General features: G+C 62.7%; 23 protein-coding genes and 1 other RNA gene. 11 read left to right on the forward strand and 13 right to left on the reverse strand.

The genetic code is table 11. The annotated features are described in order from the left end of the window. The first annotated feature begins 2 nt into the window (after positions 1-2). The 5 genes from ABVN20_RS12555 to ABVN20_RS12575 all read left to right on the forward strand — a co-directional run bounded on the left by ABVN20_RS12555 (position 3) and on the right by ABVN20_RS12575 (position 4,080). The gene (locus ABVN20_RS12555) at positions 3-341 is read left to right on the forward strand and encodes a hypothetical protein (RefSeq protein WP_368555965.1); all 339 of its coding nucleotides are present in this window, start codon (positions 3-5) and stop codon (positions 339-341) included. A gap of 91 nt (positions 342-432) precedes the next feature. Continuing rightward, the gene (locus ABVN20_RS12560; protein WP_368555966.1) at positions 433-2,223 is read left to right on the forward strand and encodes a GspE/PulE family protein; all 1,791 of its coding nucleotides are present in this window, start codon (positions 433-435) and stop codon (positions 2,221-2,223) included. A gap of 89 nt (positions 2,224-2,312) precedes the next feature. Next, positions 2,313-3,233 (forward strand): SPFH domain-containing protein, encoded by a 921-nt coding sequence (locus ABVN20_RS12565; RefSeq protein ID WP_368555967.1) that lies wholly within the window; start codon positions 2,313-2,315, stop codon positions 3,231-3,233. An 8-nt stretch (positions 3,234-3,241) separates the two neighbouring features. After that, on the forward strand, positions 3,242-3,691 hold the full coding sequence (locus tag ABVN20_RS12570; RefSeq protein ID WP_368555968.1) for an NfeD family protein: 450 nt from the start codon (positions 3,242-3,244) through the stop codon (positions 3,689-3,691). Between the two features lie 71 nt (positions 3,692-3,762). Continuing rightward, complete coding sequence (locus ABVN20_RS12575) at positions 3,763-4,080, forward strand: DUF2388 domain-containing protein (RefSeq protein WP_368555969.1); 318 nt, start codon at positions 3,763-3,765, stop codon at positions 4,078-4,080. A 207-nt stretch (positions 4,081-4,287) separates the two neighbouring features. On the opposite strand, the gene gcvP is transcribed toward ABVN20_RS12575, so the two are convergent. From gcvP to ABVN20_RS12625, 10 genes are all read right to left on the reverse strand, one after another. Further along, positions 4,288-7,161 (reverse strand): aminomethyl-transferring glycine dehydrogenase, encoded by a 2,874-nt coding sequence (gene gcvP, locus ABVN20_RS12580; protein ID WP_368555971.1) that lies wholly within the window; start codon positions 7,159-7,161, stop codon positions 4,288-4,290. Between the two features lie 359 nt (positions 7,162-7,520). After that, the gene (gcvH, locus tag ABVN20_RS12585) at positions 7,521-7,904 is read right to left on the reverse strand and encodes a glycine cleavage system protein GcvH (RefSeq protein WP_368555972.1); all 384 of its coding nucleotides are present in this window, start codon (positions 7,902-7,904) and stop codon (positions 7,521-7,523) included. Between the two features lie 50 nt (positions 7,905-7,954). Continuing rightward, on the reverse strand, positions 7,955-9,037 hold the full coding sequence (gcvT, locus tag ABVN20_RS12590; RefSeq protein WP_368555973.1) for a glycine cleavage system aminomethyltransferase GcvT: 1,083 nt from the start codon (positions 9,035-9,037) through the stop codon (positions 7,955-7,957). A 156-nt stretch (positions 9,038-9,193) separates the two neighbouring features. Further along, complete coding sequence (locus tag ABVN20_RS12595) at positions 9,194-10,810, reverse strand: ABC transporter permease (RefSeq protein ID WP_368555974.1); 1,617 nt, start codon at positions 10,808-10,810, stop codon at positions 9,194-9,196. Between the two features lie 77 nt (positions 10,811-10,887). Then, positions 10,888-11,892, reverse strand: a complete 1,005-nt coding sequence (locus ABVN20_RS12600; protein WP_368555975.1) for an extracellular solute-binding protein — start codon at positions 11,890-11,892, stop codon at positions 10,888-10,890. A gap of 230 nt (positions 11,893-12,122) precedes the next feature. Beyond that, complete coding sequence (locus ABVN20_RS12605; RefSeq protein ID WP_368557703.1) at positions 12,123-13,340, reverse strand: 2-octaprenyl-3-methyl-6-methoxy-1,4-benzoquinol hydroxylase; 1,218 nt, start codon at positions 13,338-13,340, stop codon at positions 12,123-12,125. Positions 13,341-13,349: 9 nt separating this feature from the next. Beyond that, the gene (locus ABVN20_RS12610) at positions 13,350-13,835 is read right to left on the reverse strand and encodes a DUF4442 domain-containing protein (RefSeq protein WP_368555976.1); all 486 of its coding nucleotides are present in this window, start codon (positions 13,833-13,835) and stop codon (positions 13,350-13,352) included. Continuing rightward, positions 13,828-15,015, reverse strand: coding sequence for a 2-octaprenyl-6-methoxyphenyl hydroxylase (ubiH, locus tag ABVN20_RS12615; protein WP_368555977.1), 1,188 nt, complete (start codon positions 15,013-15,015; stop codon positions 13,828-13,830). Before ubiH ends, ABVN20_RS12610 begins: the two co-directional genes overlap by 8 nt. Next, complete coding sequence (gene pepP / locus ABVN20_RS12620; protein WP_368555978.1) at positions 15,012-16,346, reverse strand: Xaa-Pro aminopeptidase; 1,335 nt, start codon at positions 16,344-16,346, stop codon at positions 15,012-15,014. Before pepP ends, ubiH begins: the two co-directional genes overlap by 4 nt. Before the next feature lie 27 nt (positions 16,347-16,373). Next, positions 16,374-16,934: a YecA family protein gene (locus ABVN20_RS12625; RefSeq protein WP_368555979.1), complete on the reverse strand. Its 561-nt coding sequence runs from the start codon at positions 16,932-16,934 to the stop codon at positions 16,374-16,376. A gap of 201 nt (positions 16,935-17,135) precedes the next feature. On the opposite strand from ABVN20_RS12625, the gene ABVN20_RS12630 reads away from it, so the two are divergent. From ABVN20_RS12630 to ABVN20_RS12645, 4 genes are all read left to right on the forward strand, one after another. Continuing rightward, on the forward strand, positions 17,136-17,345 hold the full coding sequence (locus ABVN20_RS12630) for a TIGR02449 family protein (protein ID WP_044466189.1): 210 nt from the start codon (positions 17,136-17,138) through the stop codon (positions 17,343-17,345). Further along, positions 17,342-17,659, forward strand: a complete 318-nt coding sequence (locus tag ABVN20_RS12635) for a cell division protein ZapA (protein ID WP_368555980.1) — start codon at positions 17,342-17,344, stop codon at positions 17,657-17,659. The genes ABVN20_RS12630 and ABVN20_RS12635 overlap by 4 nt, the downstream gene beginning before the upstream one ends. 30 nt (positions 17,660-17,689) lie before the next feature. Beyond that, positions 17,690-17,868, forward strand: a non-coding RNA gene (gene ssrS / locus ABVN20_RS12640) — 6S RNA. A gap of 79 nt (positions 17,869-17,947) precedes the next feature. Then, complete coding sequence (locus ABVN20_RS12645) at positions 17,948-18,553, forward strand: 5-formyltetrahydrofolate cyclo-ligase (RefSeq protein ID WP_368555982.1); 606 nt, start codon at positions 17,948-17,950, stop codon at positions 18,551-18,553. Between the two features lie 34 nt (positions 18,554-18,587). Here the strand turns inward: ABVN20_RS12645 and ABVN20_RS12650 are convergent, their stop codons facing one another. Continuing rightward, positions 18,588-18,740 carry a hypothetical protein gene (locus ABVN20_RS12650; RefSeq protein ID WP_368555983.1) on the reverse strand — a complete coding sequence of 51 codons (153 nt, stop codon included), beginning with the start codon at positions 18,738-18,740 and terminating at the stop codon, positions 18,588-18,590. Between the two features lie 201 nt (positions 18,741-18,941). Between ABVN20_RS12650 and ABVN20_RS12655 the strand changes: the two genes are divergently transcribed. After that, positions 18,942-19,391 carry an EVE domain-containing protein gene (locus tag ABVN20_RS12655; RefSeq protein WP_368555984.1) on the forward strand — a complete coding sequence of 150 codons (450 nt, stop codon included), beginning with the start codon at positions 18,942-18,944 and terminating at the stop codon, positions 19,389-19,391. A gap of 128 nt (positions 19,392-19,519) precedes the next feature. Here the strand turns inward: ABVN20_RS12655 and ABVN20_RS12660 are convergent, their stop codons facing one another. Then, a complete protein-coding gene (locus tag ABVN20_RS12660; RefSeq protein ID WP_368555985.1) occupies positions 19,520-19,930 on the reverse strand; it encodes a flagellar basal body-associated protein FliL in 411 nt (136 codons plus the stop codon). Between the two features lie 151 nt (positions 19,931-20,081). Between ABVN20_RS12660 and ABVN20_RS12665 the strand changes: the two genes are divergently transcribed. Next, a complete protein-coding gene (locus ABVN20_RS12665; protein WP_368555987.1) occupies positions 20,082-21,059 on the forward strand; it encodes an NADPH:quinone oxidoreductase family protein in 978 nt (325 codons plus the stop codon). A gap of 84 nt (positions 21,060-21,143) precedes the next feature. Here ABVN20_RS12665 and ABVN20_RS12670 read toward each other — a convergent pair whose 3' ends face one another. Then, a complete protein-coding gene (locus ABVN20_RS12670) occupies positions 21,144-21,758 on the reverse strand; it encodes an energy transducer TonB (RefSeq protein WP_368555988.1) in 615 nt (204 codons plus the stop codon). Positions 21,759-21,981: the final 223 nt, after the last annotated feature.

The following is a 21,981-nucleotide window of genomic DNA, read 5'->3' on the forward strand; positions in this document are numbered from 1 at the left end:
TCATGCCGCACCTGGAAGCCGTCCATACCGCCACTGCCCGCGCCGATAGCTGGAATGCCAGCAACGCCCACTGCCGCGTTCGCTATCAACTGCTGGCCGAAGCCGAGCCCGACCTGCTGTGCCGCGTGCTCAACCTGTTCGCCATGCAGTACCTGATTGCGCAACAGGTCAACGTGCAACGCGAGGAGGAGATGCTGTCGATCGACATCGTCATGGACGGGCTGAGCTGGCACAGAGCCTGGGTGATCGCGGAAAAATTGCGCAACCTGATCAGTGTCTGCTCCGTGGAGTTGCACGCCGCTGATTCGCCGTGGCTCGAAGCCGCGGTGGCGGCGGGCTGAAAAACTTCGATACGGGCTTCGTCGGGTAGTGGCCCAACGGTCAGCGGCACCGCGACTATCCTTTGCGGACTGATGCCTTCGAGGAGCCCGCATGTCCGTTCAACTTGCCATTCAGGACCGCTGGCTGGATCTCAACGATCTACTGCGCGAACTGGTCGCCCAGGGTTTTATCAGCCAGGACTCGGCCGAGCACGCGCTCAACGCCCGCCGCCGTCACGCCGCCAATGGCCAGATGCACCCGCTGGAATTCATCGCCAGCCAGCAACTGGATGACCTCAGTCGTCCGGGCAAACACCTGGACCTGGAAAACCTGACCCTGTGGCTGTCGCAGCAGGCCGGCCAACCGTACCTGCGCATCGACCCGCTGAAAATCAACGTCGCGGCCATTACCCCGCTGATGTCCTACGCCTTCGCCCAGCGCCACAAGATTCTCGCGGTATCCATCGACCGTGATGCGGTGACCGTGGCCAGCGCCCAGCCCTACGTCAAAGGCTGGGAAGCCGACCTGACCCACGTGCTGAAGCTGCCGATCAAGCGCGTGGTGGCCAACCCGGTGGACATCCAGCGCTTCAGCGTGGAGTTTTTCCGCCTGGCCAAATCGGTCAGCGGTGCGACCCATGGCGATCAACCGTCCCAGGCCAGCGGCCTGGGCAACTTCGAACAACTGCTCAACCTGGGCGCCAGCGACCAAGAGCCGGACGCCAACGACGCGCACATCGTCAACATCGTCGACTGGCTGTTCCAGTACGCCTTCCAGCAGCGGGCCAGCGATATCCACATCGAGCCACGCCGCGAACAGGGCACGGTGCGGTTTCGCATCGACGGCGTGTTGCACAACGTCTATCAATTCCCGCCGCAGGTGACCATGGCCATCGTCAGTCGCCTCAAGTCGCTGGGGCGGATGAACGTCGCGGAAAAACGCAAACCCCAGGACGGCCGGGTGAAAACCAAGACCCCGGACGGCGGCGAAGTCGAGCTGCGGCTGTCGACATTGCCGACGGCGTTCGGCGAAAAGATGGTCATGCGGATCTTCGACCCCGAAGTGCTGCTCAAGGATTTCGATCAACTGGGCTTCTCCGCCGATGACTTGCGCCGCTGGCAGGACATGACCCAGCAGCCCAACGGCATCATCCTGGTCACCGGGCCGACCGGTTCGGGCAAGACCACCACGCTCTACACCACCCTGAAAAAGCTGGCGACCCCGGAGGTCAACCTCTGCACCATCGAAGACCCGATCGAGATGGTCGAACCGGCGTTCAACCAGATGCAGGTGCAACACAACATCGACCTGACATTCGCCTCCGGCGTGCGCGCACTCATGCGTCAGGACCCGGACATCATCATGATCGGCGAGATCCGCGATCTCGAGACCGCGGAGATGGCGATTCAGGCCGCGCTCACCGGTCACCTGGTGCTCTCGACCCTGCACACCAACGACGCGCCCAGCGCCATCAGCCGCCTGCTGGAACTGGGCGTGCCGCATTACCTGATCAAGGCCACGGTGCTGGGTGTCATGGCCCAGCGGCTGGTGCGCACGTTGTGCCCGCATTGCAAGGCGCCGCTGACCCTGGCCGAAGACGACTGGCAAACCCTGACCAAACCCTGGCAGGCGCCGCTGCCGGGCAACGCCCAGCGTGCCATCGGCTGCCTGGAGTGCCGCGACACCGGGTATCGCGGGCGCGCCGGGGTCTACGAGATCATGCAACTGAGCGATAGCCTGAAAGCGCTGATCAGCCCCGACACCGACCTGCTGGCGATCCGTCGACAGGCCTTCAAGGAAGGCATGCGCAGTTTGCGCCTGTCGGGTGCGCAGAAGGTTGCTGCCGGATTGACCACCATTGAAGAAGTGTTGCGGGTGACGCCGCAAAGCGAGCAGAAATGACCGCGTAGGCGCGGGCTGACGGTTTTTATCTTCAGGCCGCGCCGTTACACTTCGGCTATCGCAACTTCATTGATCAACAGGGAATCGTTATGCAGATCGGTAGCGTGCTTTTGCTTTTTGTCGGCCTCGTGGTCGCCATTCTTTTCATGGGCTTCAAGGTGGTGCCACAGGGTTATCAATGGACGGTCGAGCGTTTCGGTCGTTACACCAATACCCTCAAACCTGGCCTGAACATCATCATTCCGGTCATGGACCGTATCGGCCGCAAGATCAACGTTATGGAAAGCGTGCTGGACATTCCCCCGCAGGAAGTGATCACGGCCGACAACGCCACGGTGCAGATCGACGCCGTGTGCTTCTTCCAGGTGGTCAACACCGCCCAGGCCGCGTACGAGGTGAACAACCTCGAACACGCCATCCGCAACCTGCTGCAAACCAATATCCGCACCGTGCTCGGCTCGATGGAGCTGGACGCGATGCTCAGCCAGCGTGACAACATCAACGAGAAACTGCTGCGCACCGTCGACGAAGCCACCGCGCCGTGGGGCATCAAGATCACCCGTATCGAGATCAAGGACATCAGCCCGCCCGCCGACCTGATGGCGGCGATGTCGGGGCAGATGAAAGCCGAGCGGATCAAGCGTGCGCAAATCCTCGAAGCCGAAGGCATGCGCGCCGCGGCGATCCTCACCGCCGAAGGCAAGAAACAGGCGCAGATCCTCGAGGCCGAAGGCGCTCGCCAGTCGGCGTTCCTCGAAGCCGAAGCCCGTGAACGCCAGGCCGAAGCCGAAGCCCAGGCGACCAAAGTGGTGTCCGAGGCCATTGCCAGCGGCAACGTGCAGGCGGTCAACTACTTCGTTGCTCAGAAATACATTGATGCGCTGGGCGGACTGGCAGCCGCCAACAACAGCAAAGTCATCCTGATGCCGCTCGAGGCCAGCTCGATGATCGGCGCGGTGGGCGGCATCGGCGAAATCGTCAAGGCCACGTTCGATAACAAGAAAGCCTGAGGCACGCCATGTGGGCATTCCTGCAAAACCTATCGTTCTGGGACTGGCTGGCGCTGGGCACGGTGCTGCTGATTCTCGAAGTGTTTGGTGCTGGCGGTTATCTGCTGTGGATCGGCATGGCGGCCGCCGCCGTCGGCGTGATGACGTTCGTGGTGCCGCATCTGTCCTGGGAGCTGCAGTTTTTGCTGTTCGGCCTGCTGTCGATCGCCACCGCGCTGTATTGGTGGCGACGCCAGCACAGCGCCGTGCGGCAGAGCGATGAGCCGAACCTGAACCTGCGCGGGCAGGAACTGATCGGCAAGACCTTTGTGGTGCACGAGTCGATTGTCGACGGGCGCGGCAAGATCAAGGTGGCCGATGGCGTGTGGATGGCGCGCGGGCCGGACGCCGTCGCCGGCAGCCGGGTCCGGGTCGTCGGCCAGCACGGAGTCGTGCTGCAGGTGGAAAAAGCCGAGTGAGCACCATGGAACTCCACAGGGGCGTTGGCGATCCAACGCCGTAGATATAACCCCCAGTGGAGTCACCCATCATGCGTTTCAAACTCGCTGTTGCTACCGTCGCCCTGTTGTCCCTGCCAGTCGGTTCGGCGATGGCCGACAGTTTTTGGCGTAACGTCATTTCGTCAGGCGCGACCACCGGCTCGACTTACCTGACCTTCAAGGATCACAAACTGATCATCGCCGCACAGGACGATGCCGGCAGTTTCGTCGCCAGTGAAGGCAGCATCCGTGGCCCGTACCTGGAAGCCGCCATGCAGAAAGTCCGCGCCGACAACCCTGGCCTGCAGGCCACGGACATGGAACTGGCGAATGCGATCCTGGCGAAGAACGCCGTGGCATCCGAGTAAGTTTCCCGCTGTACAAAAAAACGCCGCTCAATTGAGCGGCGTTTTTTTGCCCATCCCAAAACTGCTGGACACCCGTCGCCCCTGTGGGAGCGAGCCTGCTCGCGATGGCGGTGAACGATAACGCGCAAGGCCGGTACTACCTCGGCGAATCCAAACTTATCGCGAGCAGGCTCGCTCCCACAGGTACATCAATGTTTCAGAGCAGCTTCACCGATACTCATCCACCGGCACGCACGCGCAGAACAGGTTGCGATCGCCGTAGACGTTATCCACCCGATTCACCACGGGCCAATACTTGTGGGCCTTGGTGTGGGCATCCGGCGTTACCGCCTGCTCGGCGGTGTAAGGCCGTTCCCAGACGCCGGTAATGTCGGCCAGGGTGTGTGGCGCGCGCTTGAGCGGGTTGTCTTCGGCCGGCCAGGTGCCGTTCTGCACCTCGGTGATTTCCGCGCGAATGCTCAGCATGGCGCCAATGAAACGGTCCAGCTCGGCTTTCGATTCACTTTCGGTCGGCTCGACCATCAACGTACCCGGCACCGGAAACGACATGGTCGGCGCATGGAAACCATAATCCATCAGGCGCTTGGCCACGTCTTCCTCGCTGATGCCGGTCAGCGCCTTGAGCGGTCGCAGATCGAGGATGCACTCGTGGGCCACCCGTTCGTTACGTCCGGTGTAGAGCACCGGGAAGGCGCCGGACAGATGCCGCGCCAGGTAATTCGCCGCCAGGATCGCCACCTCACTGGCGTCCGCCAGTTGTGGCCCCATCATGGCGATGTACATCCAGCTGATCGGCAGAATGCTCGCGCTGCCCCAGGGCGCCGCACTGACTGCGTCGTTTTGCGCCAGCGGGCCATCAATGGTCACCACCGGGTGATTGGCCACGAACAGCGCCAGGTGCGCACGTACGCCAATCGGGCCCATGCCGGGCCCGCCACCGCCATGGGGGATGCAGAAGGTCTTGTGCAGGTTCATGTGCGAAACGTCGGCACCAATGTCCGCCGGCCGTGCCAGCCCGACCTGCGCATTGAGGTTGGCGCCATCCATGTACACCTGGCCGCCGTGCTGGTGAACCACTTCGCAGATCTCGCGGATGCCCTCTTCGTACACACCATGGGTCGATGGGTAGGTCGCCATCAGGCAGGACAACTTGTCGCCGGCATCGCTGGCCTTGTCCTTCAAGTCCGCCAGATCGACGTTGCCTGCCTCGTCGCACTCGACGATCACCACGCGCATCCCGGCCATCTGCGCGGACGCCGGGTTGGTGCCGTGGGCCGAGGAAGGAATCAGGCAGATGTCCCGCGCGCCCTGGTGGCGGCTTTCATGGTATTTGCGAATCGCCAGCAAGCCGGCGTACTCGCCCTGGGCGCCGGAATTGGGCTGCATGCAGATGGCATCGAAACCGGTAATGGCGCAGAGCCAACTCTCCAGCTCTTCGATCATCAAGGTGTAGCCAAGCGCTTGCTCCCTGGGCGCGAACGGATGCAGGTTGGCGAATTGCGGCCAGGTGATGGGGATCATCTCGCTGGTGGCGTTGAGCTTCATGGTGCAGGAGCCCAGCGGGATCATTGACTGGTTGAGGGCCAGGTCCTTGTTTTCCAGCTGCTTGAGGTAGCGCAGCATCTCGGTTTCGCTGTGATGGGCGTTGAACACCGGGTGCCGCAGGTACGGCGAGGTGCGCAGCAATCCGTCCGGAATGCCAGCCGGCAGGTTTTCGCCGTCCAGCGTATCGACCTCCAGGCCATGGTCGGCGCCGAGGAACACATCGAACAGCCTGGCCACGGTGGTTTCGTCGCAGGCTTCATCGAGGCTCAAGCCCAATTGCCCGCGCCCGAGAATGCGCAGGTTGATCTGCGCGGCCTGGGCGCTTTCGATGATCGCCGTCTGGGCGCCGCCCACTTCCAGCGTCAGCGTGTCGAAGAAGTGCTGGTTGAGGCGTTTGATACCCCGGCGTTCCAGGCCAGCGGCGAGGATGCAGGTGAGTCGGTGCACGCGCTGGGCGATGGACTTCAGGCCTTGCGGGCCGTGATACACCGCATAGAAGCTGGCGATGTTGGCCAGCAGCACCTGCGCGGTGCAGATGTTCGAGTTGGCCTTCTCCCGGCGGATGTGCTGTTCGCGGGTTTGCAGCGCCATGCGCAATGCGGTGTTGCCGCGGGCATCCTTGGAGACACCAATGATTCGCCCGGGAATCGCCCGTTTGTATTCGTCACGACTGGCAAAAAACGCCGCATGCGGGCCGCCATAGCCCATGGGCACGCCGAAGCGCTGGGACGACCCGAAGACCACGTCGGCACCCAGCTCGCCTGGCGGGGTGAGCAACAGCAGGCTCAACAGGTCGGCGGCCACACAGGCCAGGGCTTGCTGGGCGTGCAGGTGATCAATCAACGGCCGCAGGTCGCGGATTTCGCCGTAGGTGTCGGGGTATTGCAGCAGCGCACCGAATACCTGGTGCTGCTTGAGGTTGTCCAGGGTGTCGACGATGAGCTCGAAGCCGAAACCTTCAGCACGGGTGCGCACCACCGAAATGGTTTGTGGATGACAGTTTTCATCGACGAAAAACAGGTTACTGCGCGACTTGGCCACGCGCTTGGCCAGGGCCATCGCTTCGGCGGCGGCGGTGGCTTCGTCGAGCAGGGAGGCGTTGGCCAGTTCCAGACCGGTCAGGTCGATGGTCAATTGCTGGAAATTGAGCAGCGCTTCGAGCCGGCCCTGGGCGATTTCAGGCTGATAGGGCGTGTAGGCGGTGTACCAACCGGGATTTTCCAGCACATTGCGCAGGATGACGGTGGGGGTGAGCGTGCCGTGATACCCCATGCCGATCAGGCTGGTCCAGACCTGGTTCTGCTCGGCATAACCGCGCAATTTCGCCAGTGCCGCCTGCTCATCGAGGGCCGGCGGCAGGTCCAGGGCCCGGTTGAGGCGGATACTCGGCGGCACCGTCTGCTCAATCAGCTCGACACGGCTGCCAAGGCCCAGACTGTCGAGCATCGCCTGCTGCTCGGCGGCATCGGGGCCGAGGTGACGGCGCAGGAAGGCATTGGGATCGCGTAACTGGCTCAGGGACGGCAACTGGGACATGACGGGCTCTCTCTTGACTGGCGCTCAGCGTCGATGCAACACGGTCAATCCAGCATAGCAGCCACCCCTCCCCCTGTAGGAGCGAGCTTGCTCGCGATAACCGTCAACGATAGCGCAGGGTGCCTGGATGCCCGCCGTGCCTGGGCGACCATCGCGGGCAAGCCCGCTCCCACAGGGACACCACCAAACCTGATGGCCGCGGTGCCTGGGCGTTCATCGCGAGCAGGCTCGCTCCCACAGGGATCACACCGCACCTGTAGGAGCGAGCTTGCTCGCGATGGTCGTCAACGATAACGCGGGGTGCCTGATGCCCATAAAAAAGCCCCGACAGGTCGGGGCTTTGGGGTGAAGCGTCAGGCTTACTCGCCGATGGCGGCTTTGTAGCCCGCCGCATCGAGCAGCTTGTTCAGGTCATCGGGGTTGCTTGGCTTGACCTTGAAGATCCACGCGCCGTACGGGTCGGAGTTGAGCAGTTCAGGCGTGCCGCTCAACTCTTCGTTGATGGCAATCACTTCACCGGCAACCGGGGAGTAGATGTCGGAGGCCGCCTTGACCGACTCGACCACGCCGGATTGATCGCCAGCCGCAAACACCTTACCCACTTCGGTCAGTTCAACGAACACCACATCGCCCAAGGCTTCCTGAGCGTGATCGCTGATGCCCACGGTGACGGTGCCATCGGCTTCCAGACGGGCCCATTCGTGACTTTCGGCAAAACGCAGGTCGGCAGGGATATCGCTCATGTTCTGTGTCCTCAAGGAAATTGTCAGCGGTCGTTGCCCGCCGGAATAGATTAGATCAAGGTTTTGCCATGGCGGACGAAGGTCGGCTTGACCACCCGGACCGGGTACCATTTGCCACGGATTTCCACTTCCGCGCGGTCGGCGGTCGCCATCGGCACGCGCGCCAGTGCAATCGACTTGCTAAGCGTAGGAGAGAAACTACCACTGGTGATCTCCCCTTCGCCAACATTGGCGATGCGAACCACCTGATGGGCACGCAAAACACCGCGTTCCTCGAGCACCAGCCCCACCAGTTTGTGCTGCACGCCAGCAGCCTGTTCGGCCTCCAGGGCCGCACGCCCGATGAACTGGCGACTGGCCGGTTCCCAGGCAATGCTCCAGGCCATGTTCGACGCCAGCGGCGAAACGTCCTGGTGAATATCCTGGCCATACAGGTTCATGCCGGCCTCGACCCGCAGCGTATCGCGCGCACCGAGTCCGATCGGCGAGATACCCGCGCCCACCAGGTCGTTGAAGAAACCGGGGGCCTGATCGGCTGGCAGGATGATCTCCAACCCGTCTTCGCCGGTGTAGCCGGTGCGGGCGATGAACCAGTCACCGTCGGGCTGGCCTTCGAAGGGTTTGAGCAGCTGAATCAGATTGCTGCGCGACTGGGTGACCAGCTCGCCAATCTTGTGCCTGGCATGGGGTCCCTGAATCGCCAGCATCGCCAGCTCCTGGCGTTCGTGCAGGCGCACGTCAAAACCGTCGAGTTGGGCCTGCATCCACGCCAGGTCCTGGTCGCGGGTGGAGGCGTTGACCACCAGGCGATAACCGTCATCGAGCCGGTAGACGATCATGTCATCGACGATGCCGCCACGCTCATTGAGCATGGTGCTGTACAAGGCGCGACCGGCGCTGTGCAGGCGCTCGACGTCATTGGCCAGCAAATGCTGGAGCCAGGCCTTGGCCTGTGCACCACTGATGTCGATCACGGTCATGTGCGAGACATCGAAAACACCGCAATCGCGGCGCACCTGATGGTGCTCCTCGACCTGCGAGCCGTAATGCAAAGGCATGTCCCAACCGCCAAAATCGACCATCTTCGCGCCCAGGGCGAGGTGAAGGTCATACAGAGGCGTACGCTGTCCCATGGGTTTCTCCTTCCGGGCTTGGCGAGGGTACGGGCCGGCGCTGCGCGGGATAAGCGTCCTGGTACAAGAGGCTTTCAGCCGATTTCAGCCACCGGGTCTGTCAGACGGACCGCACCGAATGCCGCGCATTGTAGCCGCAAGGTGTAGGACTGGCACCTAGCTGTTTTGATGGGCCGAACGCCGGATCAACCCGATGACCGGCAACAACCCGACCAAAACCAGAGTCAGGGCCGGCAATGACGCTCGCGCCCACTCCCCTTCACTGGTCATTTCAAAGATCCGCACGGCCAGAGTGTCCCAGCCAAACGGGCGCATCAGCAGGGTGGCGGGCATTTCCTTGAGCACGTCGACGAACACCAGCAACGCGGCGCTCAAGGTCCCCGGCAACAACAGCGGAAGATACACTTTGAAAAACAGTCGTGGCCCACTGACGCCGAGGCTACGTGCCGCTTCGGGCAAAGATGGCCGTATTCGCGCCAGGCTGTTTTCCAGCGGGCCGAAGGCCACGGCGATGAATCGCACCAGATAGGCCAGCAACAGGGCCGACAGGCTGCCCAGCAGCAAGGGCTTGCCGGCGCCGCCCAGCCAGCCGGAGACGGGGATCACCAGTGTGCGATCCAGGTAACTGAACGCCAGCATGATCGACACCGCCAGCACCGAACCCGGCAGCGCATACCCGAGGTTCGCCAGGCTGATGCCGGAACGGATCGCCCGTGTCGGCGCCAGGCGGCCGGCGAACGCCAGCACCAGCGCGACCGCGACCGTAATCAGCGCTGCCATGCCGCCCAAGTACAGCGTATGAATAATCAACCCGGTGTAACGCTCGTCCAGGTCGAAACGGCCGCGCTGCCAGAACCACACCAGCAGTTGCAGCATCGGGATGACGAAGGCACACGCGAACACCAGGCCGCACCAGCTCATCGCCGCCAGCGCCTTGAACCCGTGCAGGTGATACAGCGCCTTGACCCGAGGTCGCTCGTTACTCGCCCGGTTGGCGCCACGGGCACGCCGCTCTCCGTAGAGCACCAGCATCACCACCAGCAGCAACAGACTGGCCAGTTGCGCGGCGCTGGACAGGCTGAAGAAGCCGTACCAGGTCTTGTAGATGGCCGTGGTGAACGTATCGAAGTTGAACACCGACACCGCACCGAAATCCGCCAGGGTTTCCATCAGCGCCAGCGCGACACCCGCGCCGATCGCCGGCCGCGCCATCGGCAGCGCTACGCGCCAGAACGCCTGCCACGGCGATTGCCCGAGGACCCGCGCGGCTTCCATCAGGCCCTTGCCCTGCGCGAGGAACGCGGTGCGCGCCAGCAGGTAGACGTACGGGTAGAAAACCAGCACCAGCACAAAGATGACGCCGCCGGTGGACCGCACGCGCGGCAGCCGCAAGCCGCTGCCGAACCATTCGCGCAGCAGCGTCTGCACGGGACCGGCGAAATCCAGCAGGCCGACGAAGACGAACGCCAGCACGTAGGCAGGAATCGCGAAGGGCAGCATCAACGCCCAATCCAGCCATTTGCGTCCGGGAAACTCGCAGAGGCTGGTGAGCCAGGCGAGGCTGACACCCAGCAACGTCACGCCGGCACCGACACCCAGCACCAGGGTCAGCGTATTGCCCAGCAGGCGCGGCATCTGGGTTTCCCACAGGTGGGACCAGATCTGTTGATCGATGGTTTGCCAGGACAGCAGCAGAACGCTAAGGGGCAGCAGGACCAACGCAGCGATGGCGAAGACCAGGGGATACCAGCGGCGTTGGGCGGGGTGAGCCAAGGAAAAATTCTCGTCGAAAAATGAACGTGCCCACGTCAGGCGTGGGCACGATCAGGACGCGCAGTATAACGGTGACGTCAGTTCCAGCCAGCCCGATCCATCATGCGGATGGCTTCGGCCTGGCGCTTGCCTGCCACTTCCACCGGCAGGGTGTCGGCGACGAACTTGCCCCACGCCGCCACTTCGGCCGATGGCTGAACGGCCGGGTTGGCCGGGAACTCCTGGTTCACGTCAGCGAAGATTTTCTGCGCTTCAGGTGTGGTCATCCACTCCACCAGCGCCTTGGCCGCTTCCGGATGCGGCGCATGTTTGGTCAGGCCGATGCCCGACAGGTTCACGTGCACGCCGCGATCCGCCTGGTTGGGCCAGAACAGCTTCACCGGCAGGTCCGGCTTTTGCTGGTGCAGGCGGCCGTAGTAGTAGGTGTTGACGATGCCGACATCGCACTGGCCGGCGTTGATGGCTTCCAGCACCGCGACGTCGTCGGAGAACACATCGGTGGACAGGTTGTTGACCCAGCCCTTGAGGATTTTCTCGGTTTTCTCGGCGCCGTGGGTTTCGATCATGGTGGCGGTCAGCGACTGGTTGTAGACCTTCTTCGCCGTACGCAGGCACAGGCGGCCTTCCCAGTTCTTGTCGGCCAGGGCTTCGTAGGTGGTCAACTCGCCCGGTTTAACACGCTCGGTGGAATAGGCGATGGTCCGCGCGCGCAGGCTCAGGCCGGTCCAGGCGTGGCTGGACGAGCGGTATTGCAGCGGAATGTTGGCGTCGATGGTCTTCGAGGTGAAGGGCTGCAGGATGCCCATCTGCTCGGCCTGCCAGAGGTTGCCGGCATCGACGGTCAGCAGCAGGTCGGCGGTGGCGTTCTCGCCTTCGGCCTTGATGCGCTGCATCAACGGCGCTTCCTTGTCGGTGATGAACTTGACCTTCACCCCGGTCTTCGCGGTGTAGGCATCGAACACTGGCTTGATCAGCTCGTCGATACGCGAGGAGTAGACCACCACCTCATCAGCGGCCTGGGCGGCGGTGCTGCCGATCAGGGTCAGGGCGAGTGCCGTCAGTAGACGCTTCGATGCCAACATGGGAGTCATCTCTCGATTGGAAAAGTGAGGCCAAATGATAAGGACTCACATTTAGCGACTCAATCGAACAGTTGGCGGAGGAGTTACCAGATGTTGCACAGGCAAGCTCAGAGAGCCTGTGGGAGCGAGCCTGCTCGCGATAGCGGTGGATCATTCAATGATGTATCGACTGATAAATCCCCATCGCGAGCAGGCTCGCTCCCACAAGGAGAGCAGCCCCAGCGAAAATCTCAGGCCTTTGCCAATGCCGGCAGATCCCCAGTCAACCCCAGCGCCTCTCGCACGAACAATGCCTTGGCCTCCGGCATCTGATCGACCATTTTGAGCCCGGCATTGCGCAGCCAGCGCAGCGGCAGCGGGTCGGCCTGGAACAGGCGTTCGAAGCCCTCCATCGCCGCCATCAGCGCCAGGTTGTGCGGCATGCGCCGGCGCTCGAAGCGGCTGAGCACCTTGGTGTCCGCCAGGCGTTCACCGCGTTCGCTCGCTTGCAGCAGCACTTCGGCAAGTACCGCCGCATCGAGGAAGCCCAGGTTCACACCCTGCCCGGCCAGCGGGTGAATGGTGTGGGCGGCGTCGCCGATCAGCGCCAGGCCCTCGGCCACGTAACGCTTGGCATGGCGCTGGCGCAGCGGCACGCACAGGCGCGGGTCGGCGCTGAGCACCGGCCCCAGGCGACCTTCGAAGGCCCGTTCCAGTTCGCGGCAGAAGTTTTCGTCGTCCAGCGCCATCAAGCGTTCGGCCTCGCTGGGGGTCGTCGACCAGACGATCGAACACCAATCCTGCTGGCCGTCGCGCACCAGTGGCAGGAACGCCAGCGGGCCGTTGTCGGTAAAACGTTGCCAGGCGGTCATCTGGTGCGGATTGGCACTGCGTACGCTGGTGACGATGGCGTGGTGCAGGTAATCCCATTCGCGGGTGGCCACGCCGGTCAGGCGCCGCACCGCCGAGTTGGCGCCGTCGGCAGCGATCACCAGCGGTGCGCGCAACGTGCGGCCATCGACCAGGGTCAGCAGCCAGTCATCGCCGGAGCGACGCATCTGCTCCAGCCGCGCACCGGCCAACAGGCCCAGGTCGCTGTCGTGCAGGCGGTCGAGCAAGGCGTCCTGAACCACCCGGTTTTCGACGATATGCCCCAACCCGTCGGCATGTACGCTGGCCGCACTGAAGTGGATCTGCCCGGTGCCGCTGCCATCCCACACCTGCATGTCGGTGTAGGGGCTGCTGCGCCGCTGGGTGATGCCTTCCCAGGCGCCCAGGCGTTCGAGAATCCGTTGGCTGGCCGCCGACAGGGCGCTCACCCGCGGTTCGAACGGTGCCTGTGCATCGTAGGGTTTGACGGTCATCGGGCTGCCGTCGAGCAGCAGGATGTCCAGCCCGCTGTCGCGTAACGCCAGCGCCAGGGCGCTGCCGACCATTCCGGCACCGACAATCAGCAGATCTGCGCGCATATCCATGCTTTAAGCCTGTCTCGTTTGCGGCTTTTGCCGCACGTAAAGGGTTTTGCGCACCCGCGCTACCAGAGTGCCGGCGCCGTCGTGAATATCCACCTGCATTTGCGGCAGGTACTTGTCGCCCGTCGCCGTCTGCCGGCGAATCTCGTCGAGCAGGGTCTCGTCGATCCTGAAACTGGCGAACACCGGGCCCTTGCCCGGCGAAATGAAGTCGATGTCGGCCGCCTTGTCCCAGACGATGTAATGGCGCCCGAGGTTTTCCATCAGCATCAGCATGTAGAACGGATCGACCATCGAATACAGGCTGCCGCCGAACTGGGTGCCGACGTAATTGCGGTTGTACCAGCCCAGCCCCATGGACACCTGGATGTCACGGAAGTCGTCGCTGATGTGCCGCACCCGCACGCCTGCCCCGAAGTACGGCGGGTAGAACGTCATCAGCCAACGCAGCAGCCGCGCCTTGCCAACCTTGTCTGTCAGCCACTTACGCATCGGGACGGGTACCCAGGCCCATGGCCTGGCGGGCGAACCAGCGCTTGGCCGGCGGCAACAGATCAAGGCCAAGCAGGCCGATGTTGCGGCCCAGCGACACCAGCGGCAGTGTGCTGCCGAACAGACGCGTGACCTGGTCGGAGAAACCCACGGTGAGGTTCTGGTCCAGGCGCTGGCGCTCGCGGTAGGCCTGCAGCGTGGCAAAGTCGCCCAACGGCTTGTCGCTGGCCAGCAATGCATCGGCCAGGGCCTGGGCATCGCGCAGCGACAGGTTGAAACCCTGGCCGGCAATCGGGTGCAGGCTGTGGGCGGCGTTGCCGAGTACCGCCAGATGCGGGCGCACCTGCTCTTCGGCCTCGATCAGCGTCAGCGGGTAGAGGTGCCGCGCGCCCACTTGTTTCAAGGTGCCCAGGCGGTAGCCGAAGACGTTCTGCAATTCGCTGAGGAAGCTGCGTTCATCCAGCGCCGCCAGCCGTTGCGCGTCCATGCCCAAGCGCGTCCAGACCAGCGCGCAGCGGTTGTCCGCCAGGGGCAGCAAGGCCATCGGGCCGTCATCGGTGAAACGCTCGAAGGCCATGCCGTTGTGCGCTTCGCTCGGGGTGATGTTGGCGATCAGCGCGCTCTGGTTGTACGGGCGCTGGCGCACACCAATCCCCAATTGCTCGCGCAGGCCGGAGCGGCCGCCATCGGCGAGCACCGCGAGGTCGCACTCCAGGGTGGTTTCGTCGTTGAGGGTCAGGCGGTAGCCGTCGGTCAACGGCTCCATGCGCGTGACTTCCGCCGGGCAGCGCCAGGTCACCACATCCTTGTCCAGCCCTTGCCACAGGCATTGGCCCAGCCAGGCGTTTTCCACCACATAGCCCAGGGCCGGTACGCCCTCTTCCATCGCCGACAGGCGCGCGGTAGAGAAGCGGCCACGGTCGGACACATGAATCTGCTTGATCGGCTCGGCGCGGCGGGAGATCTCCTGCCACAGGCCCAACCGCTGATAAATCTGCTTGGCACCGTAGGACAGCGCCGAAGAACGGGCGTCATAGCTCGGCTGATAACTGTTGCCCGGGGCGAACGGTTCGATCAGCACGATCTTCCAGCCGCGGGCCTTGGCCCCGGCCTGCAACGCCAAGGCCAGGCTGGCACCGACCAGACCGCCACCGATAATTGCCAGATTGACTCGACTCATGCCGCTTGTGTCCGCGCTTGGGCCATCAGGGCCTCGATTTCGGCGACCGTTTTCGGCACGCCATGGGTCAGGATTTCACAGCCGGTTTTGGTGACCACTACATCGTCCTCGATGCGCACGCCAATGCCGCGCCATTTCTTCGCAACGTTCTGGTTGTCCGGGGCAATGTAGATCCCCGGCTCCACGGTCAGCGCCATGCCGACTTCCAGCACGCGCCATTCGCCGCCGACCTTGTACTCGCCCACGTCATGCACATCCATCCCCAGCCAGTGGCCGGCGCGGTGCATGTAGAACGCCTTATAGGCTTCGCTGGCGATCAACTCGTCGACGTCGCCCTGCAGCAGGCCCAGTTTCACCAGCCCGGCGGTAATCACCTGGACCGTGGCTTCGTGCGCCTGGTTCCAGTGCCTGTTCGGCGCGATCTCGGCAAAAGCTGCCTGTTGCGAGGCCAGCACCAGCTCGTAGATCGCCTTCTGCTCGGCGCTGAACTTGCCGTTGACCGGCCAGGTACGGGTGATGTCGCTGGCGTAACAGTCGATTTCGCATCCGGCGTCGATCAGCACCAGGTCGCCGTCCTTGAGCACCGCGTCATTCTGCTGGTAATGCAGCACGCAGCTGTTGCGCCCGGACGCGACGATCGAGCCGTAGGCCGGCATCTTCGCCCCGCCCTTGCGAAACTCGTAGTCGAGCTCGGCTTCGAGGCTGAATTCATACAGCCCCGGCCGGCTGGCCTGCATCGCCCGGATATGCGCCTGGGCGGAAATCCGCGCAGCTTCGCGCATCACCTTCACTTCCGCCGCCGATTTATACAGGCGCATGTCATGCAGCAGATGATCCAGCGCAACGAATTCGTTCGGCGGCTGGGCACCGAGGTGCGCCTTGGAGCGGATCACGTTGATCCAGTCCATCAGGTGGCGGTCGAACTCGGGGTTGCTGCCCATGGCCGAGTACACCCGGTCGCGCCCTTCGATCAGGCCCGGCAGGATGTCGTCGATGTCGGTGATGGGGAACGCGTCGTCGGCGCCGAAGTCGCGGATCGCGCCTTCCTGGCCGGCGCGCAGGCCGTCCCAGAGTTCACGTTCGGCATTGCGCTCACGGCAGAACAAGATGTACTCGCCATGCTCACGGCCGGGCATCAGCACGATGACGGCCTGCGGTTCGGGGAAGCCGCTGAGGTACTGGAAGTCGCTGTCCTGGCGATAGACATGCTCGACGTCACGATTGCGGATGGCCACCGCGGCGGCGGGCAGTATGGCGATGCTGTTGGGTTCCATCTGCGCCATCAGGGCCTTGCGGCGACGGCCGTATTCCGCTTTCGGGATATGGATCATGGGCAGATGGCTTTTCCTGGCTTTCGATTAATGCAACGACGGTTTGGCAGCAGCCGGCGTATCGGCCTTGCGCGTTTCGGAGAACAGCAACAGCGGCGCGACGCGCAGGTACTCCATGACTTCCATATAGTCGTTTTCGCCGTCGTCGGACTCTTCCAAAGCATCTTGCACCTGGGAGATCGCAGACAGATCCTGCAACACTTCGGTGGCCTCGGTGCTCAGCATGCTGCTGTCGCGGCAGTTCAGGCCGAAACCGCTGAGGAAGCCCTGGCACCATTGGCCCAGTGCGGCGGCACGTTCGGCCAGCGGCGCGTCATCGGTCGGCAGCAGCAGGACCACGGTCACGTCGTCGCCGGTGAGTTCGCCCTTGACCATTTCCTGAAGGCCGATCAAGGCGTTACGTACGTTGTCGGAAGGCTCGTTTTCCAGCAGCTCGGCGGCGTCGATCAGCCAGCCTTCGGCATCGAAGCCGGCACCGGCGCAACTGCGCCCGAGGAGCAGGCCATGCAGTTCGGCGGGCGAGACGTTGTGGCCGCTGGAGGTCAGCAGGGTGGCGAAGGCTTGGTATGGGGAGTTCTGAATAGGCATGGGCAGCTAGGCGCCAGACGGCGCAATGTCTAGAATGAAGGCCTTGTATCCTACATCGACTCCTCTGTAGGAGCGAGCTTGCTCGCGATGGTCGTCAACGATAACGCAGGAGTCCTGACACCCTGCGGCGTTCTCAGGTTCATCGCGAGCAAGCTCGCTCCTACAGGGTTCGTCCCCCATCAGACATTTTCAGTGGACACAATGGAAGACACCGACCTGCAAGCGCTGATGGCCAGACTCGAACTGCTGATTGATCGGGTCGAGCAACTTAAGAGTCAAAACGCACTCCTATTAGCTCAGGAAAAAACCTGGCGCGAGGAACGCGCTCACCTCATTGAAAAGAACGAAATCGCCCGGCGTAAGGTCGAATCAATGATTTCGCGCCTCAAGGCCCTGGAGCAAGACTCATGAGTTCAAGCAATAGCGTCACCGTGCAGATCCTCGACAAAGAGTACTCGATCATCTGCCCGCAGGAAGAGCGCAGCAATCTGGTCAGCGCTGCCCGTTACCTGGACGGCAAGATGCGCGAAATCCGCAGCAGCGGCAAAGTCATCGGCGCCGATCGCATCGCCGTGATGGCCGCGCTGAACATCACCCACGAAATGCTGCACAAGACCGAACGCCCGGATGTGCCGGTCAGCAGCGCCACCCGCGAGCAGGTGCGTGACCTGCTCGATCGCGTCGATCTGGTACTGGCGACCGATCCGGACGTCACCAAGGGCTGATTCGCCTGGCCGCTTGGGTTATACTCGCATCACTCCCTGGGGTGCTTGCCAGTTGACCACGTCCCTGAGCCGATTCGCACTACCCTGGAGGTTGCACGTTGGGCTGGTGTGCATGTCCGCTAGACGGAAAGCCTTAAAGCCTACTGCATCTTCCACCTTGAACTTTCGGGTTCAAGGGCTAAGTCAGCAGCGGTTCATCCGGGGAGCCTGATTCCAGTCCGATGCCGGTTCAAACACCGGCATCGGCTTTTTTATGGGCGCAGCCCTCACTGCCGAAGCCTTGAATCCATGAGCGAACCTGCGCTGCTACCCCGCCCGCAACTTCGACGCATGCTGCGCAAGGCGCGCCGCGCGCTGACACCCAGCCAACAGCGCCAGGCGGCTCGTGGGCTGTACCGGCAACTGGCCCAGCAGCCGCTGTTCCGCCGTGCCAGGCACATCTCCCTGTATTTGCCGACCGATGGCGAAATCGACCCACGCCTCCTGCTGCGCGCCGCCCAACGGCGCGGCAAGGCGACTTACCTGCCGGTGCTCAGCGCCTGGCCACGGACCAAGATGGTGTTCCAGCGCATTCGCCCCGGCGAAAAGCTCACGCCCAACCGTTTCCGCATTCTCGAGCCACGGGCGAATCTCGCTCGCCAACGCAAGGTCTGGGCACTGGATCTGGTGTTGTTGCCGCTGGTGGGGTTCGACGATGTCGGCGGGCGCCTGGGCATGGGCGGCGGCTTCTATGACCGCAGCCTGGCGTACCTGGCGCGCCGTCAGAACTGGCGCAAGCCGACGCTGCTGGGGCTGGCCCATGAATGTCAGAAGGTCGAACGATTGGCCCAGGCGAGCTGGGATGTGCCGTTGCAGGGAACGGTCACGGACAGGGCCTGGTATTACGCAGGCTAGGCGCCACTGCAGTCAGCGGCGCCGAAAGGCAGGATCAGCGCTTGAAGGCGGTCGATTGCTGTTGCTGGGCAATTTCAATCGGCGCGTCGGTCTTGCTGCTCCACAAGCTTTGGGCATAGCCGGTAGTCACGACACCCAGGCCAAACAAAATAACCAAAATCCATAGTAAATCCGGTTTGCGTTTCATCGACTGCCCCCCAAAGGCATATCAACACGATGACAGCAGCGGTTTCCGTTTTAGGTGTAGGCCGTGCAGCAGTGTCAAGCTAAGAAGGCCGGCATTTTGCGACAACGTGAACTGACACGCAAACGCTGGCGTCAACCGACCGTCGGTTTGTCATAAAATTGCCCGACAACTTGCCCACTCGATCCGCAAGGAGCAAATCCAATGGCCTACTGGCTGATGAAATCCGAGCCCGACGAACTCTCGATCAAGGGCCTTGAGCAGCTCGGTCAGGCGCGCTGGGACGGCGTTCGCAACTACCAGGCGCGCAATTTCCTGCGGTCCATGGCGGTGGGCGACGAGTTCTTTTTTTACCATTCCAGCTGCCCGGAGCCCGGAATTGCCGGAATCGGCAAGATTGTCAAAGCGGCGTATCCCGACCCGACAGCCCTGGAGCCGGAGAGTCATTATTACGATCCGAAGGCCAGCGTAGAGAAAAACGCCTGGAGCGCCATTGACGTAGCGCATGTCCAGACGTTTCCCCGGGTGCTGAAGCTGGATTTTCTCAAGCAGCAGGCGGCGCTGGCAGAAATGCCCCTGGTGCAGAAGGGTTCGCGGCTGTCGGTGATGCCGGTGACCGCCGAGCAATGGGCCGCCGTCCTCGCCCTGCGATAACTGTAGGAGCGAGCACGCTCGCGATGAAGGCCCAGACACAGCGGGGAATCAGACAGCCCGCATCATCGTTGACGACCTTTTCGCGACGGTTCGACGCCTCGACAAGCTCGCTCCTACAGGAATCGGTGTTACTGAATGATCAGGTTATTGAACAGCAGGTCCTCGACTACCGGCTTGCCGGTTTCATCGTTCATGATCTGCTGAGTCTGTTTCAGGGCTTCCTGACGCAGCTTTTCCTTGGCCTCGACGTTGTTCATCGTCTCACCGGTCTGCTGGGCAAACAGCGCCACCAGTTGGTTGCGGATCAACGGCTCGTTGGCCTTCACCAGTTTGGTCGCCTCGTCACCCGTTACGCGCAATGCCACATCGGCCTTGTACACCTTGAGTTTCGGCGTGCCGTCCAGGCCGTAGTTGCCCACGAACGGCGGCGTCAGGGTGATGTAATTGACCTTGGGTGCCGCCTCACCTTCTTTGGCTTCTTCAGCCACGGCGGCCACAGGCAGAGACAGGGCCAGCAACAACATGATCCACGCTTTCACAATTCGCTCCTCAATCCGGTTTGCGGCCTAGCATAACGGCCCGCCGCGCAAGTACAAGCTTATGGCTGACTATCAGGGCCAGGCATGCTCGTTGACCCGTCGACACTCACACCTACACTTATCGGCCATCACAACAAAAGGAATAGCCCTGATGAAAGCCGTGCTGTGCAAAGCCTTCGGCCCTGCCGAATCGCTGGTGCTGGAAGACGTCGCCAGCCCTGTCGCGAAAAAGAACGAAATCCTGCTGGATGTCCACGCCGCCGCCGTGAATTTCCCCGACACGCTGATCATCGAGGGCAAGTACCAGTTCAAGCCGCCCTTCCCGTTTTCCCCCGGTGGTGAAGCCGCCGGCGTGGTCAGCGCCGTGGGTGAAAAGGTCAGCCACCTGAAAGTCGGTGACCGGGTCATGGCCCTCACCGGCTGGGGCAGTTTCGCCGAGCAGGTCGCGGTGCCCGGCTATAACGTGCTGCCCGTTCCGCCCGGCATGGACTTCAACACCGCCGCCGGCTTCAGCATGACCTACGGCACCTCGATGCACGCCCTCAAGCAACGGGCCAACCTGCAACCCAGAGAAACCCTGCTGGTACTCGGCGCCTCGGGCGGTGTGGGCCTGGCCGCCGTGGAAATCGGCAAGGCCATGGGCGCCCGCGTCATCGCCGCCGCCGGCAGCGCTGAAAAACTGGCCACCGCCAAGGCCGCCGGCGCCGATGAACTGATCAACTACAGCGAAACCAGCCTCAAGGACGAAATCAAGCGCCTGACCGACGGCCAGGGCGCCGACGTGATCTACGACCCGGTCGGCGGCGACCTGTTCGACCAGGCCGTGCGCTCCATCGCCTGGAACGGCCGCCTGCTGGTAGTCGGCTTCGCCAGCGGACGCATCCCCGACCTGCCGGTAAACCTCGCCCTGCTCAAGGGCGCCGCAGTGGTCGGCGTGTTCTGGGGCTCCTTCGCCCAGCGCCAGCCCCAGGACAACGCCGCCAACTTCCAGCAACTGTTCGGCTGGTACGCCGAAGGTAAACTGAAACCGCTCGTGTCGCAGGTCTACCCGCTGAACAACGCGGCGCAGGCGATCAATGACCTTGGCCAGCGCAAGGCGGTCGGGAAAGTGGTGGTGCAGGTGCGTTGAGGTTCGGTTGATGTGTAGAAGGCCTGGGCAATGGATAGGGTTGCCCTGGCTTTTTCTTTTTTAGAACTCGCAAGGCACTTACTGTTAAAGCAGCTCACGAACCTCTCTCGGAAAAAAGCGCACAGCGCGACTCGATGGGTGCGAGTTACATCGTCGAATAATGCTGGGCACATCCCTATTGAGTTTGGCGATCAACTCCAGGCGCCTCTCATCCGACAATTGCGACGGTGAGATGGAGTGGGTCAAGTAGCTTCGGGTCCAGTTGAACATCGGCAGGTCGATCCAGAAGTACTCCATGTAACGGCTTGCCATACGACTCAGGTCCGCACATCGGACCTTCTTCAAGGGTTGGTTGGCGTGAACCGGCGGAGTGTCATCCAGCCGGAAGACCATCGGCGCAATCACCTCGATCCGCGCCGGGCGTTCGGCGCTGACTTCCCACGGCTCGTATCGCCATTGCCTCACCGCAGTCAATGCAGCCTCGGCCAGTTCGGGTTGGGCGTCCTTTGGAGCGGTGACCTGGCTGACGGTGCCATCAGCATTCACGAACAGGCTGACCCGAACCTCACCTTCAATACCCGCCCGATAGGTCGGCCTCGGATACATCGGCTTGGGATTATCCGCCGGAATCAGGAACACCTCCCCCGCGCTCAAAACCCCGCACACACCCCATAAAACCGCCGCCACAAACCACCGCATAACCTCACTCCCTCGCGTCCCATAGCCAGATCCGGCCAGTGCGAAAAGGTTAAGACCCGATGGTTTTTCACATAACGTGACAGCTTCCTGTTCGATTGCAGGACGTTTCGCAAAGACCTGCCCTACTCCGCCTGTGGCTGCGTCATCAATGCTCGCGAAGTAAAAATTCCCGCAGCGCCTCCCAAGTGCACCGAAGCGACATGTTCGTAAAGGAATGTGCGAT

This window comes from Pseudomonas sp. MYb118, from assembly GCF_040947875.1.
Lineage (GTDB): Bacteria > Pseudomonadota > Gammaproteobacteria > Pseudomonadales > Pseudomonadaceae > Aquipseudomonas.